Annotated in this window: 13 protein-coding genes; 4 read left to right on the top strand and 9 right to left on the bottom strand. The window is 32.3% G+C overall.

Annotated elements, in window-relative coordinates; translation table 11 throughout:
- Positions 1 to 2 precede the first annotated feature (2 nt).
- The 3 genes from ACQQ6V_RS05535 to ACQQ6V_RS05525 are packed head-to-tail and all read right to left on the bottom strand — an operon-like array spanning position 3 to position 3,285.
- Entirely contained in the window at positions 3 to 659 is a 657-nt protein-coding gene (locus ACQQ6V_RS05535) for a succinate dehydrogenase cytochrome b subunit (RefSeq protein WP_448844558.1), read from the bottom strand.
- Between the two features lie 17 nt (positions 660 to 676).
- On the bottom strand, positions 677 to 2,107 hold the full coding sequence (locus ACQQ6V_RS05530; protein WP_448844557.1) for an anion permease: 1,431 nt from the start codon (positions 2,105 to 2,107) through the stop codon (positions 677 to 679).
- A 23-nt stretch (positions 2,108 to 2,130) separates the two neighbouring features.
- Positions 2,131 to 3,285 carry a porin gene (locus ACQQ6V_RS05525; RefSeq protein WP_448844556.1) on the bottom strand — a complete coding sequence of 385 codons (1,155 nt, stop codon included), beginning with the start codon at positions 3,283 to 3,285 and terminating at the stop codon, positions 2,131 to 2,133.
- An 849-nt stretch (positions 3,286 to 4,134) separates the two neighbouring features.
- Here ACQQ6V_RS05525 and ACQQ6V_RS05520 point away from each other — a divergent pair.
- Entirely contained in the window at positions 4,135 to 5,730 is a 1,596-nt protein-coding gene (locus ACQQ6V_RS05520; protein ID WP_448844555.1) for a helix-turn-helix domain-containing protein, read from the top strand.
- Positions 5,731 to 5,835: 105 nt separating this feature from the next.
- Here ACQQ6V_RS05520 and ACQQ6V_RS05515 read toward each other — a convergent pair whose 3' ends face one another.
- A complete protein-coding gene (locus tag ACQQ6V_RS05515; protein ID WP_448844554.1) occupies positions 5,836 to 7,011 on the bottom strand; it encodes a phage tail-like protein in 1,176 nt (391 codons plus the stop codon).
- Between the two features lie 338 nt (positions 7,012 to 7,349).
- On the opposite strand from ACQQ6V_RS05515, the gene ACQQ6V_RS05510 reads away from it, so the two are divergent.
- Together ACQQ6V_RS05510 and ACQQ6V_RS05505 are read left to right on the top strand one after the other, a co-directional pair.
- Complete coding sequence (locus ACQQ6V_RS05510) at positions 7,350 to 7,889, top strand: GNAT family N-acetyltransferase (protein ID WP_448844553.1); 540 nt, start codon at positions 7,350 to 7,352, stop codon at positions 7,887 to 7,889.
- Positions 7,890 to 8,028: 139 nt separating this feature from the next.
- Positions 8,029 to 8,286, top strand: coding sequence for a hypothetical protein (locus tag ACQQ6V_RS05505; RefSeq protein ID WP_448844552.1), 258 nt, complete (start codon positions 8,029 to 8,031; stop codon positions 8,284 to 8,286).
- Between the two features lie 224 nt (positions 8,287 to 8,510).
- Here the strand turns inward: ACQQ6V_RS05505 and ACQQ6V_RS05500 are convergent, their stop codons facing one another.
- The 5 genes from ACQQ6V_RS05500 to ACQQ6V_RS05480 form a co-directional block, all read right to left on the bottom strand.
- Entirely contained in the window at positions 8,511 to 9,050 is a 540-nt protein-coding gene (locus ACQQ6V_RS05500) for a phage tail-like protein (RefSeq protein WP_448844551.1), read from the bottom strand.
- A gap of 21 nt (positions 9,051 to 9,071) precedes the next feature.
- A complete protein-coding gene (locus ACQQ6V_RS05495) occupies positions 9,072 to 10,910 on the bottom strand; it encodes a phage tail-like protein (protein WP_448844550.1) in 1,839 nt (612 codons plus the stop codon).
- Positions 10,911 to 11,067: 157 nt separating this feature from the next.
- A complete protein-coding gene (locus tag ACQQ6V_RS05490) occupies positions 11,068 to 11,673 on the bottom strand; it encodes a hypothetical protein (RefSeq protein ID WP_448844549.1) in 606 nt (201 codons plus the stop codon).
- A gap of 686 nt (positions 11,674 to 12,359) precedes the next feature.
- Entirely contained in the window at positions 12,360 to 13,013 is a 654-nt protein-coding gene (locus tag ACQQ6V_RS05485; protein ID WP_448844548.1) for a phage tail-like protein, read from the bottom strand.
- 30 nt (positions 13,014 to 13,043) lie between these two features.
- A complete protein-coding gene (locus ACQQ6V_RS05480; protein ID WP_448844547.1) occupies positions 13,044 to 14,711 on the bottom strand; it encodes an Ig-like domain-containing protein in 1,668 nt (555 codons plus the stop codon).
- Positions 14,712 to 15,506: 795 nt separating this feature from the next.
- On the opposite strand from ACQQ6V_RS05480, the gene ACQQ6V_RS05475 reads away from it, so the two are divergent.
- Positions 15,507 to 16,076, top strand: a complete 570-nt coding sequence (locus ACQQ6V_RS05475) for a Crp/Fnr family transcriptional regulator (RefSeq protein ID WP_448844546.1) — start codon at positions 15,507 to 15,509, stop codon at positions 16,074 to 16,076.
- The last annotated feature ends 158 nt before the right edge of the window (positions 16,077 to 16,234 follow it).

Below are 16,234 nucleotides of genomic sequence, written 5' to 3'. Positions count from 1 at the left end.
ATTTAATTGGCGGTGAAGAATACATAAATTGGCATCAAAGCAAACCCAACACTGATGATGACTGAATAAGCAATCCCGATGGTTTTAAACCATTTTACAAACTTCGGGTGGTACAATCCTAAAGTTCTGACAGCACTGTAAATCCCGTGAATGAGATGATAGCATAAGGCAATCATCGACAAAACATAAATAATGACGTACCACCATTCTTTAAAAACAGTTACGACTAGAATGTAAAGGTCTTTATTTCCGTTTTCATCTAAAGGAGGATTCCCGAATTTGTAAACATACCAGAAATTCTGAAAGTGAATCACCAAGAAAATTAATAATATTGTTCCGAGAATTCCCATATTTCTAGATTCCCATTTACTGGCTCTTCCGCGTCTTTCAGATTGATAATTTCCTCCTGATTTTTTATTTTTCAACGTGATTATTAATCCATCCATAGCATGAAGAATAATACTCGCATACAATACATAAGACACCATTTTGATGATAATATTTCCCGAAAGAAAATGTGAATAGGCATTAAACTGCAAATGCGCTTGCTCCTGAGGTAAAAATAACTGAAGATTCCCTAAGAAATGAATCAATAGGAAGAAACTCAGAAAAAGTCCTGTAAGACACATCAGCATTTTTCTTGATAATGTAGACAGCATATTTTTTTCAATTAAAATTAATAATAACCCAAAATTTTCATCCAAAGTCCACCAACTACCATATAAATAATTAGCAGAACAATGCCTATTTCTAAACCTCTAAGCCACCAAGATTTTAAGTCGACATAGCCACTTCCGAAAAATACTGGAGCAGGACCGTGACCGTAATGCGTCAATACCCCATAAATCGAGCCCATAAAACCAAGCATCATTGCTAACAACATTGGTGGTATTCCTACAGCTATGCCCACACCAAGTAACGCAGCATACATTGCAGCAACATGAGCCGTTGCACTAGCGAAAATATAATGACTGAAAAAGTAAACCAAAATAATCACCGGAAAAGCAAGAGTCCAAGTCATCCCACCGATTTTTGCTTTAATCAGATCGCTGAACCAACCGATAAATCCTAATTCATTCAGTGAACTTGCCATCATCACCAAAACAGCAAACCAAACAATGGTGTCCCAAGCTCCTTTTTCAGATTTTACATCTTCCCAAGTAAGAACAGAAGTTAATAAAAGTAAAGTAAGCCCAATGAAAGCTGTTGTAGTAGCATCTATGGATAACGCTCCCCCAAAAATCCAAAGTCCTAATAAAATGAAAAATGCTAATAACATCAGCCATTCATTTTTAGTGATAGGTCCCATTTCTTTTAGTTTTTCTGCAGCCATTTTGGGAGCATCTGCAGTTTTTTTAAGTTCAGGCGGATATAATTTGTATAAAACCAAAGGTACTACGAAAAACGCCACCAAACCGGGAACAAAACCTGCTGCTGCCCAAGACATCCAAGTAATGTCTATTCCAAATCCTGCAGCAAATTTCTGACACATCGGGTTACTTGCTGTCCCGGTAAGAAACATAGAAGAAGAGATAAGGTTCATGTAATAGCTGTTCAGGGTAAGAAAAGAACCCAGTTTTCTATGCGTTTCCTGTTTATCAGGAACTGAGCCAAAGCTCATTGCCATAGACTTCATTATTGGATAGATAATTCCGCCTCCTCTTGCTGTATTACTAGGGATTGCAGGAGCAAGACACATATCTGCTAAACCCAATCCGTACGCTAAGCCTAATGAACTTTTTCCAAAAACTCGGATAAATAAAAAGGCAATTCTGTTCCCCAAGCCTGTTTTGATAAAGCCTCTTGCGATAAAGAATGAAATCCCAATCAGCCAAATGACTTTATCTCCAAAACCTGAGAGCGATTTTGTGATGGATTGTCCTGCATCACCAGGTGCTACAACCTGTGTAAGTGCGGTGAGCCCGATTGCCATCATACACATGGTTCCCATTGGAGCTGCTTTTAAAATAATGCCAAGAATTGTCGCTGCAAAAATTGCGAATAGATGCCATGCATTTTCGGCAACGCCTTGAGGGGCAGGAATGAACCATATTGTAAGTGCCACGGCAAAGGTGATTACAACACCTTTTATGTTTATCTCTTTCATAATAATTGGTTTAAAATTAGGAATTAGAATCTACTTTGTACTTGGACTATGAGCAGATTACTGTTGTATTGTGTTGAGTTTTCTTTTTGATTTTTGTAACGATCTAACTGCATTCCTAGCTGTAATCTAGCACCATAATCTTTCAAGAATTCGAGTCCGATCATGGGTGTAATGGTTTGGCGTGGATTGGAGTTTGTTTTGAAATTAGTATCTAGGTATTCATAACGACATGATAATTCTAGTGCACTTAAATTTTTATGATTGATTTCGTATCGTAAATTTGGTAAAAAGTATGCCCCTCGAATTTGGTATTGATTGATATCTTTTGATCTTAATTCTGGAGCTACAGCAAAATATAAAGGATGATTGGTCGCTTGCTTAATTTCGAGTTGCATATCGAGACTCCATTTCGAATCAAAATTGACCAATGAAGTCAGGTCAATGCCAACACCATAAATTTTTTTACCAAAAACATCTCCAATACCCCCATTTAGTCCAAGATTTAAATTGTGTTTTTTGTCTAAGCCAAAAACAAGTCGAGTAGAGTACTGTTTACCATTATCATTATCAATGACCTGATTTTTACCATTTCCATTAACGATAGAAACTGCGTACTGAAAAGGAATTCCTTCAAATTCTAATTGTCCCGTTGCGGAAAGTCCAATTTGGAAACTTGTCCAGCCTAATTTTCCAAATTCGGTATATTGGTTGGACCAGTCTAGAGACTTGATGAGGTCAATAGGGTAGGTTTCTTCGATTCCGAACCACGGGCGGAACTGGCCAACAGTAAAGGCTAATTTTGGATTGAAAGTATATTTCAAATAAGCATTTTCGAGAACTCTGGATTTCGGATCATTTTTAAAGTCGGCGAGATTCGCAAGAACAACGACTTCTGTGCTTTTGCTGATTTGTGCTTTTGCCTGAACTCTCATGTACTTGACCATGAAATTGTTATCGGTGCCACTGCCATCAGAATGATGAAGCCCATTTACATCTATATCTTTGGACATTCCGACAAGATAGCGTGCCTGAAAAAGCCCTTTGAATTGTAATTGAGGATAATTAACTATTTCTTTCGGATTTTTTTTAATTGTATCGGGTAGCTGTGCCGAAAATGTTATGCTTAAGAGTGTGAAATGAAAAAGCAAATGCTTTCTTATTGTTAAAGAAATATTCATTTTTTATCGTGCTTTATGATATAAAATTTAACAAACGTTAAATAAGATGATTGTTAAACTTTCATAAATTTAATAAAATAATAGTAATAATCATAATATTAAGATTAATTTAGAATGAATATATTTTCCAGGCTAAATTTATTTTCTAGTAAATAGTAAAGCCTTTTCATTCCTATTCTAGGGTGTTTCACCTTTTTCGATTCGACTGACAATCCCTAATTTAAAAGATATTGTGTAATCTTTCTGTGTGTGTCTAGCTTTATTGATTAGATTCGTAATTCTGTGGGATTTTCCTTCCCGAAAAGAAAATATAATATCTAATAATTTAAGTACTATATAGTAAAGTAGTTTTATGGCTAAATTTTTCATAATTATGCCAATGGGTAACCAACTCAACATGAAGACTTTAAGATATAAACCACTTAATATAGCATTTTTGTTTTGTTTAGTCTTCATTATAGCTCGTGGTGTGGTTTTTTGAAGCTAAAAGCTTGATTTATATTCGGTTTTCTTAAGTTTGAAAGTCCGCTAAGGCCTATGAGTATTACGTTAATTGCATTATTTAGCTAATAATTTTTTAATACTTGATATTTTATTAAATTAACACATTCATAAATTAATAATGATATTTATTTTTAAAATTAAAATATAAAAAAATATTTGTTCTTTATCTTTAGTTTATGGAATTGTTGCTATTAATGTTCAAAAGTTGATGTGACTTGTGTATTCTGGATTACGTGATTTTTATTTCTATCAAATGAGGTTTTGATAACTTAATTTAAATATAAAAATAATTCAATACCAATGTTTTACTTTCTTTTGAAGAGGCACATATAATGTGAATTTAATATGTTATCATTGTTCTATCCGTTTTTAAAATTAATCATTTGGAGTGCTATTTTCTTTATGAGTTATGGTTTTGCCCTTGCCCAAAATATAAATGAAGATTATCTAAATATTTACATGAATTTTAACCGTATCAATAATAAGCCAATAGGTGAGATGATCGGTATTGGAGATTCATTAAAACTAAAGGCCCGAACGCCGTACGAAATTATTTATTCTAATTTGTTTTTATCTGCCGCCCACATAAGTAACAATGAAGAAGAGAGGGCAATTGTACTGATTCATGAATCTTTAAATCTAGCGCAGACCCACCAACTTCAGGGAGAGAAATTTAAAGCGCTATTTCATTTGAAAGATATTTATAAAAAAATGAATCTTGAGAAAAAGCGAGAAGAAGTGATTCACCGCATTTCAAAGGATTTGGAAAAAATGGAGAAACAAGGGGATTATTTTAGCATTAAAGCAGACAACTTATTAGATTTAGGAAGTTTAAACGCCAATAATCCTAAAATTGCTGAAAAGTATTTTCTGGAAGCTTTGTATTTATTGAAAAATAATAATAATATTTTCATATACCTGCGTGTACTTAATGCTTTAGGTGGGCTTTATGATCAACAGAAAAACTATAAAGAAGCAGAAAAATATTATAACGAAATCCTGGTCTATAATCAATTGCATTATAATAACAGTGTTATTTATCAAGTGATAGGACACCTGAATTTGGCATCGGTAAGCATTAAGTTGAGAAGCTTAGACAAAGCAGAAAAACATCTTGACGTGGCCTCTAATGTGATTGAAAAGAATAATCTGAAAGCCGATAAGGAAGCTTTGTTGAAAATTAAAAGCAATTTTTATAAGGCGAAGGGTGATAAAGAAAAAGAAGCCGAAATTAACAGGGAGATTATCCAACTAGCAGAAGAAACAAAGCTAACCACCAATCAAGCGATTTCAGAAGTTATCAAACATGATCAATTAAAAAGTGAAAAGGAAAAAGTTGAGATCCATAACTCCAAAAATAGATATTTACATTATCTGCTTATTGTATCCGTTTTGTCCATCACCGGAGCAATGGTCTCTTACATGAAAAATAAAAAGCATAAAGCCCAACTTACCCAATATTATGATACATTAATTGAGACTATAAAAAAGGATGTGGTCGTCCCTAGTTCTGCTAAATTATCCACAGAAATTAAAAAAGAAGAATCGATTGCTTCTGAATATTCTGTGATAGGCATTACACCAGAAAAAGAGCAGGAAATCCTATTGAGTTTACAAGAATTTGAATCAGGGGATCAATATACCGATCAAAATTTTTCATTGCCCAATCTCGCCGCATTTCTCAATACCAATACCAAATATCTCACCTATATCCTGAAAAAGTACAGACAAGACGGCTATTCAGAATACATCAATAAGTTGAGAGTTAACTATATCTCCCAACGTCTTTGTAAAGAGCCCGAATTATTGAAATATAAAATTAATCACCTGGCAGAACTTGCTGGTTTTTCTTCGCACAGTCGATTTACGCAGATTTTTAAAAAAGAAAAAAATATCTCGCCTTCGGCTTTTATCGTTCAGCAGAAAAATAACAAAAATTAACAGTTAACCAAAGCGTTTGACTTTAAGTTTTTGATTAAAACCTATTACAAAAAAAGCCTATGCAGCGAGTTGATGCATAGGCTATATATATATTGTTGTGTTTTTTTAAGGACAGTTTATAGGTGTTGTACCAAGACTACCGCTATCGGTCACCGTAATTTGAAAACAGTTACCATTAGGCGATTTGATATTGATTTTATCCTGAACCAAATCAGAGATGTTTTTCCATTCTAATTGGGCATTGTTAATATAAGGATTGTCTGGAGTAAAGCCATTGGTTACTAATACTTGGTTGGCTGTTCCACTTGATCTTGGAAAGGTATAAGAGCCGTTATTATACTGAAACAAAATACCATTTTCATGACTTAATTCGATTGAATTGAGAATTTTATTATGAAATGATGTTAAAGAAAAGAGACTGGCTTTATCTGCGTCAGGATAGACTTGCATTATAAGGTTATTAAAAGAATTGTCCCTATACTGAACTCCAGAAGTATATACAGAAGCATTACCCGCATAGCCTAATTGTTGATAGACCCTAACTGCATTATTTGGGTCTGTAGCATCAAAATATTGTTCTTGTCTATTTGCAGCAGATAAAGAGTTTTTAGGGCTATCTATAGCTGAAAGGATTTCAAAGTATCCTTTTTTTTCTGGTAAAACACTTGTTAAATTAGCTAATTCTTTTATGGAATTAATCTCTATTGCAGGACCATTATAAGATGATTTAAAATCAATGATTGCAGAAGTATCATCTTCTTGAATTGCTAAACCTTTAATGTTAATACTGTTTACTAATTCGCTACTGGCTTGTGATATTGTAGCTCCTTTAACACTTAAAGCAAAGTCAGACTCAGGGCTAGCTTTATCAAAACCAATAGCAACATTGCCTTTTTGGTAGATGTTTTGAGTGTTAGCAAAAGCTTGGTTATCTGTTCCTTGTACTTTCCATGTTCCTGTGCCGATAACTTTCCACTCTGTTCCATCAAAATAATAATAGCCAGGGCTGGTCACATGAATGCTTTTTCCGGAAGGCGTCTTAGCAGCCTCTGTGACATAAACAATACTTCCTGTTTGTTCTGTTGTGTAGGCATCGTTTTTCGATTGTAATTGATCTCCTGAAAATTGAGGTGCTATAATGCCTTCAGGTTTTGTGATGTCAAGTGGGGAAGATTCTTTTACATGAAATGTCGCTTTTGGGGTTTCTGTATTAATTCCAACTTGCGCAAAAGTATGTATGCTGGCTAATAAAAATCCAGCTAGGATTAGATTTTTTTTCATGATTGTTTTATTAGTTTAAACCGGCAAAAATATCGGGCAAGCGAAGGAAATAAAAGAAATATATTGTCATTTTTCTGGAAAAGTAACAATATTTTTAAGTTAATTCACTCTGAATCAAGCGGTTGTGTTGAGTGGGAGGGCGGTGGAGAATTTTTTATTCTATTAGTAAATAGTGATTTAGGAAAGTTAATTTTCATATTTCTCCTTATGTTCTAATTCTATAATTTTATTTAATTTAGTTTCTTTGAAAATAATTAGCTGTTTTTTTAGAACTCTCAAAATATTAGCTTTCAAATTTAGTAACTAATAAATTTTTTCAACTAATACAATTAAACATAATGATCGCAACTAATTTTCCGATAATAAGCACACAAAGGCTAATACTAAATCAACCAGATGAAACGGATCTAGAAACTATTACTGAAATTCTCAATAATAAAGTTTATGCTGAAAATACGCTAAATATTCCTTTTCCTTATTCAAAAAATGATGCTAGTTTTTGGATAGAATTAGCTAGAAATGGTTTCAGAAACGAAGATCAATATATTTTTGCAATTAGATTAAAGGATAATAATCAATTGATTGGTGGTATTGATTTAGGAATAGATAAAAAATTTAATAAAGCAGAACTAGGATATTGGATTGATATAGAATATTGGAATAATGGATACGCATCGGAAGCTGCAAAAGCAATTATTGAATTTGGGTTTGAAAATCTTAAGTTAAAGAGAATTTTTGCTTCTCATTTTGATTATAATCCTTCTTCAGGAAATGTGCTGAAAAAAATAGGAATGGAGAAAGAAGGAATTTTAAAGTTTCATACAAAGAAAAATGGAGAATATCAAAATCATATTTTGTACGCCATAATAAATGAATAATTCGATTTGAGTTATTTTATCATCAGTAATAAGATAGAATAATTGTGGAATTTAGTAACTATCAAACTAAAAATACTGATTAAAAGATTATGATGGTACAGAAAGGCATTTTATTAATAGGGGAGCTAATTATAAATCGTTGCAAGAAATAATGTATGATGGTAAGATTAATTGGTTTAGAGAATATTATAATAATTCTTATGACGGAAGCGTTCAGATAATTGATCATTTTGTTAATGACAAACAACAAGAGGTAAATGTTGGGGCTTTCAATAGTACAAAGAATAAACTTAAAGAAATTACTGCTTCGAAACCAGAATTAGTAACTAAGATAGAAAATAACCCGAAATTTGATAAAGAAGCTATCATTGAGATATTAAAGGAATATGAAAAATAAAAGCTTTGGGTAAGCCAAATCGAATTCTATAAAAAATTACTGTACGAGCTAATTGACAGTATATGCCTAGCGATATTGGATTTTGAGAAGTATTAGAGTTTCGTAATTTATTATTACGGTGAGTTCTTTATCTTAGTCGAGATTCATCAAAATAGATAAAAAATGAGCTAAAAAAAATGCCTTTGAATAATTTAATATTCAAAGGCAAAGTTTTTTAGTTTATACTATATTCCAGCTTTCCATGTGTACCAAGATTCACCATTAAAGATGAAAATATAGGTTTTCTCTACTCCTCCTTTTACTACATTTCCGTAGACAATAGTTCCGGGTTGAGGGTTTACAATTTTATTGTAAGGCTCATCTACTTTTGGTAGTATCAATACTTTGTCGTTAGATTCTAATACCAAAGCACCTGCTGCATTACTTGTATCAGCACCAATAATAACTTTGGCTATTGATGATTCTGTACCAGGTCCTGTAGCGGGTAGTACAACAGAGTTAGCTAATGCATCACCTGTCATGCTTGCCCAGCCGTTATCTGTATACATCTGTACCTGTCTATCTGCTCTGTTGTAAAGTAGCGTACCAGCTGTATGAGTTACACTAATATTATTGTTTACCAATGGTAGGACAATGCCTTGATTGGTAGTAGTGAAAGAAAGTAATGCTTTGTTGCTAACACTTTCTTGTGTAGGCCCAATAATAACTTGAGATTGAATTATAATGGCAGCAAAAGTTGCTAAGCCTAAAAGTATCTTTTTCATAATGTATTTGTTTTTTTTGATTTAGGGATTAAAAGCTACGTAATCAAGTATGATTTGATTTAAATCTGTGTCGCAGGTTTGAGTAATACAATCCCACTTAGTTCCATCAAAAAATTTGAAACATTTACTACTTTTATCATACACCAAACTTCCTTTTAAGCTAGCGTCTGTACCAAGGCTGGTAACATTATCAACTCTAGTTATTACAAGCCCTTTTTCTTTAGAATCCAATACCAATGCACCACCATTGATGCTTTGTGGCCAGTTTTCTGTCTGCTGACTCACAGTGGAAATTCCAATTTTAGATGGAGTAGTAGTACCTGTGGTATTAGGAGACTTAACACAAGTGTAAGGATTGCCAGTACAATCTATTTTAATTTCTCCAATTCCAACACCTCTATTGTCTGTGTTGCTAAAAGTATTACTGCCGCTGGAAAAATATTTTGACACCTTTGTATCATATACGTTTTGAGCCAATTGCAAATAATTGCCACTCATGCTTCCTTTTATAGCATTAGAGAACTGGAAACCTATGTCTGCCCCTTGCGACTGGGCTGTGCCACCATTTAAGGTATTACCAAAAAATAGATTTTTTGTAAAATTGGATATTCCGCCAATAGTATTGCTTGTTGAACTTTCTTCGCTAAAAACTGCACCACCATCGTTGCTTGCGCTTGTATTAGATTTTGCATTATTTCCTATGAAAATATTATGGTCAATCAAAGTTGGATCACCACCAGATGCAAGACTTACAGCACCACCACCTTTAGTACCTGTTGAGCTGTTTTCTAAGAATAAGTTTTTCTCGATAGAACTATTTCTTGGGCTAGTTAGAAATAAGGCACCGCCACGTTCTTTATTTGCAGTGTTCCTAATGAAAATGTTTTGTATAAATTGTACACCACTACTTGTTAAATAAACAGCTCCGCCATACAGTACTGCACTATTTCCTAAAAACTGATTTTTTTCAATATTTATATTGTTTGCATTTGTTAAATATATAGCCCCACCATTATTTGCTCCAGATATACAAGAAAAAATATTGTTTGATATTTTTAATGTACTATTACTACTAGATGACGTATTTATAGTACTGAGATATAATGCACCACCATCTGCTCTAGTTTTAATATTAGTAACAATGTTGTTTGTGAAAGCAATACTACCACTTAAAGAACCAATGCCATTTACAGATGATAAATATAATGCACCACCATTAGCCCCAGTGTTAATATCATTAAATTTATTATTATTAATTATTATTTCGCTCCCACTATCAGTAGAAAAGAAAAGAGTACCATTGTAGGGTTGATTACTTGTAAAAGTATTTTTTTCGAAAAGGTATTTACAACCGCTGTGCGATGTAAAACTTAGTAACCCCTCTGCATTTGAAGAACTATTCTTAACAGTACATTCTGTCATAGAAAAATTAATTTTTGCGGTAGTAAACGATCTATAAAAAATAGAGCCCATTGTAGAATTTGGGTTAATTAGAGTAAGCCCCTTAATTGTAAATTCATTAGTACTCACCGTACCTGTATATGAGCCTTCAAATATTCTTCTAAGCCCAGCTCCAGGAGATCTTGTAATGGTGGTTGTATTTGATGGACTATATCCTGTGATATCTGTTCCTGTAGCATTAGCAGGAAAACCACCTTGCATAAGGAATTTTCCACCCGCATATTCCATATTGATATTTGTAAAATAGTTTCCTTGCGCTAGATAAACTGTAATTCCGGACATTGGGATTTTTCCATTCCATGTGCTCAATAATGAAGCTATAGATATAGGATTGTCCCAAGAGCTGCCATTACCGCTTGCGGTAGCTTTTACGTAATAAGTTGCCTGTGAAAAAGCCATAACTGAGAAAAATGTAAGCATGCAGAAAATACATAGCTTACTGAGTAAACTTGTCATTTTAGTCATAAATTCGTGTTTAATAATTGTTTTGAAGTAATCTGCTACAACTTAGAATTTATATTCTTTTATTTGTAGAGATTAAAGAATTCTATTTTTCTCAGATAGCAGGAGGCCCACGTTGGTGGTACAGTAGATATTCTACTTTTGGGTAATAAATATTTAAATAAGGTTTTTCGTTTTTATTTAATATTTGTTTACGAAAAAGGTTATATATATTAAGATGGGGATTATGTATTAACCATTTACAGGATATAGTTAAAGCTGAAAAAGGGGTTTTAGATGTATTTAAATTGAAAGAAGGTTGTTCTTCTATTTTAATTTGATGTAAGTAGGTAATTACATGATTTTTAATCTTTTTCTCTTGAAGCTTTTGTAATGGTTTTACTTTCTGCTTAGCTAGCTTGACTTTCTTCTTATCTATATTCTTTTTTATGGGTTCTTCTTTCTTGTAGAAGAACTCTCCAGCAACAATAGTTCCAGGAACAATCGTTATTGGAGAATTAGAAGAATGCTTTTCTGGGTTAGTACTAAGAGATATAGATGTACTTTGTTTACTTGAAACATTGTAGGTTAAGCTATCTATTTTAGCAGAATATAAATTAGTAGAAATGAATACGCATAAATATAAACACAATCTATCAAGCCTTCCCCAATTAATGAGAAAAGATAATATGTTGCGTGTATCATTATTTGTATTCATCATTTGTGTTATGAATGTAAAATCTACAAATATGTGCTAATTTAATAATAAAAAATCAGTTAATATGATTTTGATTCAATTATTATTTTATTTTATTGAAAATTTAGTATTTATAGTTGCTTTTTGTTAATAGGTTATGTATTTAAAGTTTTTGTAAAGTCACAGTTTATTGTGTAAGAGATAATATCTAATTTTATAAATTATACTAATCTGATTTACGACAATGTTCTGTGAAATTATTGCCATCAAAAATATATAATAATTATTAATCTGTTTTACGGAAAACCGTAAAAGATGTATATTTATTATTAATCGATCTGTTTCTTGTAATTGTTACGTTATAGATGTGTGTTTTTTTATGATAATAATAAATGTGGAATACTGAAAAAAGAGCTTTAAGCTTGAGTAAAAAAGGTCGCTAAAAGAAGAGATACTATTTCTAATATTTTTTTTGCAACAATTTCTGTAGATTGTCCCTGTGTTGACTTCAGGGCAGAATAAAGATAAGTGTGGATCTATTGTTAAATGACAAAACTTTTACTGATATCATTATTAATAATTATTGAGATAGTTAGTTTTGAGTTTATCAGGGTATTAAAAATAAAAAACAGAGTGATAATAATATTACTCTGTTTTTAATATATATAGAAATTGTGTTTGCAGTTTATTTTTTAGAAAAATCTAGTTTTTTAAGGTTTCCAAAATGACCAGATCGTTCCGTTGTACACAGCTAATTGTCTTTTTACTGTGTCATACGCCATCATCCCTGGAGCGGGATTTTGGATATTGAGATGCGGACTTGCTACTTTGGGTAGTACCATTGTTTTGTCAGAATCTGAGAGAACCAGTATTCCGGATGTTGTATCCGTAATGCCTTCGGCTCCTATGTTAGTTTGTGCTAAAGGTTGATCTTTTCGGTTGTCTTGTATTGAAGAATCAATATTATTGAGCTTTGTCAATTTGATTTCGTTATTTGATCCATCTTTTACTGTTAAAGGAAAGCTTGGATTACCTGTTAGATTAAACCAACTTCCTCCTTTCATATACTTTATTCTTTTATCAGATAAATCAAGAATTAATGTGCCGTTGGCTACTGTTTCTGTCATGCCTTTATATCCTGCACCTGTCGATGCATTGTATGTCACTGGGCTATTAGGGACTGTAGAAGTCCAAGGTAATACAATGCCTCTTACGTTATCTGGCTGATCATAGAACTCTAATGATATGCTTGGGTTGGTTGTTGTGTTATCAATAAGTTTGCTTATATCTTGCTTGCCAATAGCTACTTGAGCATTGGTTGTTGCTATAGAGAATAAAGAAATGGCTATAAATATATTTTTCATGTTGTTATTATTTTGTTTTTTTAATTAAATTTAATCAGGACAAGCTTGAGTGGTTAGACAATGCCATTTTGCAGAAGATTCACCTTGTTTGATAGTAAAGATTTTAAGACAATTAGCTTCTTCGTCATAGACCATCATGGCTTCTATTGGATTTTTAATATTGGCAAGTCCTGAGGTTTTTTTTACTCTGTTGATTACAAAACCTTTAGTTTTAGATTCTAAAATTATCCAGGCACCATTTCTTTGCATTGGCCAATTATCATTTTCTGCTTCAGACCCTGCTCTAGATAGGGCTGTAATACCGTGATGTGTTTCTAATGATGTGCCAGAGGTTGCTGCAGGTTTATAACAAGCTCCTGATGCTGCAAGTGCTGTTACGGTTATTGTTACCGTTGCTGTATCACATTTGTTTTTATCCTTAATGTCACAGATTCTATATACTAATTGGTAGGTTCCCGGAGGTGTAGCCGAAGCGACATTAATAATCCCTGTAGATGTATTGATAGTGACTCCAGGATGTGTGGAAGAAACTTCAGAAATTACAATATTAGATGTAGAAGCTTGCACTCCGTCTATATCATCATTTTGTAATACAGAGCTAGGGCTATTGGATCCTGCTACTATAGTAAATTTATCATCATTAGCAGTGATGTTTGCAGGGAAAGATCCATCTATGTTAGGGCATTTTACTGCTTTTAGAGAAGGAAGATCTTCACCAAAAGTAACAGACGACTGTACGGATAAGCTATTGTTGAAAACAGAACTTTTTATTGTAGATTTTCCTAGGCCTTTTATTGTGAAATTAAGATTAGGGCCAATCTTACCATTGTTCATTGTAACTTTAGAAGCTAATAAGAAGTAGCCTTTTCCGGATGTTGGACCGGTCATATCACCGTCTGATTGTATATTTCCGTTATTAGATGCGTCTACAATTCCTTCATTATAAAATACAGAATTAAGTCCTCCCATATTTAAGTTACCTAATAACTTTACATTACCATAATTATCGAATCTAGCGTGAGAGTTTTCTCCCATATCAATCTGAGAACTTATAAAATTACCCGTATTAATAACCTTACCGCCTCCGAGATTAAACTGTCCTTGGAAGTCACCGCAGTTGCTGTATACAGAATTTTTTCCTGTGCTAAAACTAGAGGTTACAGATAGCTCTCCTTGATTTCTTACGAAAGAAGTTCCCGTTGCAAAGTTCATGTTTCCAAGTACTTTCATTTTTTTAAAGTTCTCTATAGTGAGCGTATTTCCGTTACCTAATTCTAAATTAGAAACTGATGTTGTACCGTGATTTGTGATACGGCTAGAACTACCTTCAAATATCATATTCCCAGAAGTTAACTTTCCTCCAGGGTGAATATTGAAATGGATGTTTTGAGAAAATCTTGGATTGCCATTAATATCAAGAGTACCAAAAATATTAATGGTAATCTCATCGGTACTTAGAAATTTGAATTGGTTAACGCTATTCAATGTTAATACACTATTAGATGGGATGCATACTACTGCTTTTTGCGAAAAAGTGACTTCGTTTTCTAAAGTTACAGCTCCTTTAACGCAAGTTGTACCAGGTAAGAAGTTGTAATTGTTACTATTACCACTTAGGTTATGATTACATGTTGTGCATTGTGAGTACATAAAAATACTGCATAATAATGCGATAAAAAAGAATAAATTTTTTTTCATTTTTTTTTGAATTTGAAAATAGATCATCCTGACCCTGCTCTAGAAGAACAGCGTAAAGTTGATTTTGTAAATTGTTTTGAGAATTAAGAAAAATACAAAGCGGGCGGTGCGCGCGTTTGAAAATCTCTACTTAGGTTATTGAAAATTAAATGCTTAGTGAATCTGAAAAAAGATTTGTTATCCTCAGAAAACTGTAGTTTATATAGATTACTATAAGAAAAATCAATTAAGAACTTCTTGTAATAAGTGTTATGCACATATACGCCTGGATTTTCTAAAAGCTGTAGGAAAGAAAGCTTAATTTTTTGATGTGTGAAAACTGGCGTATTTTTCTGTTTTTCTGAAGTTAAATTCTCTGTAGTTTCATTTTTACTAAAATGTATATATGGAGTGTTTTTACTAAGTAAGTTATTTTGTTTTTTTGCTTGTGTTTTTCGCGTTAGGTTTTTGTTAAATATGCATTCATAACTAATTTTATTTGTGTAATCTATAACGCATTTTGTTTCGTTTTGAGAAAAACAAAATGAAAAACTAACGAAAAGCGTAGTGTAGATTAATTTATAAAAGAAATGACTTAACATTTTATACATGATATTATTTTCGAAAATTACTCAGTTGATTGATATTGTGATCAATTGAATAAATGGTAATAATAATTAACTATTTTTTTTTGAGGTTGCAAAAATATAATTTATTAGTGCTATCTCACTAAACTTAAGTTAATTTCGTTATTTTTAATTTTATTAAACTTAATAAAATCAATATCTTGCGCCCTCAATTTACAAACACCAAATCATGAATGCGCTGAAAATTTTTTTTGATAATGTTCACCCTATTAGTATAGAAGATAGGAACTATTTGAAAAATATTATTTCGATAAGAGTATTTACCAAAAACACAATAATCACTAATCAAGATGAAGTAGAAGATTACGTTAATTTTGTCGCAAAAGGCATCGCAAGAATATACCATGAAGATGGACAAAAGCAGATTACAACTAGTTTTGTATTCGAAAAAGAGTTTCTAACCTCATATGATTCATTTTTAACAAGAACTCCTTCTAGATTTGCAATTGATGCCGTTACGGACGTGCAGTTATTATCTATAAGTTACAAAGACTTGCATAAGATATATCAGCATGTAGAAAAAGGTAATTTTATCGCCAGAAAAATTATAGAATATAACTTTTTTGTAAAAGAAAAAAGAGAATTGGATCTTCTTACAAAAAATCCAACAGAATATTATAAATATTTAATTGAAGAGCATCCTGTATATATACAGCAAATTCCTCTTAATTATCTTGCCTCGTACATTGGGGTAACACCTCAGGCGTTAAGTAGAATTCGAAAAAAAATTACCTTCTAGATATATTACTACAATACCTGTGACGTTGTTTTTAAGCTATTTATTTCAACTGTATAGATTGGCTTTTGAATGATAAAGTACAAGCGATGTAACATAAGTTGAAGATTTTAGATTAATAATTAGTAAAGAACTTAATTGCAGTATCTTTAATTATTGAT

It is taken from the genome of Chryseobacterium electrogenes (genome assembly GCF_053553015.1).
Note: the sequence above shows the minus strand (reverse complement) of the source record. Positions and strands in the feature narration are given on the sequence as shown.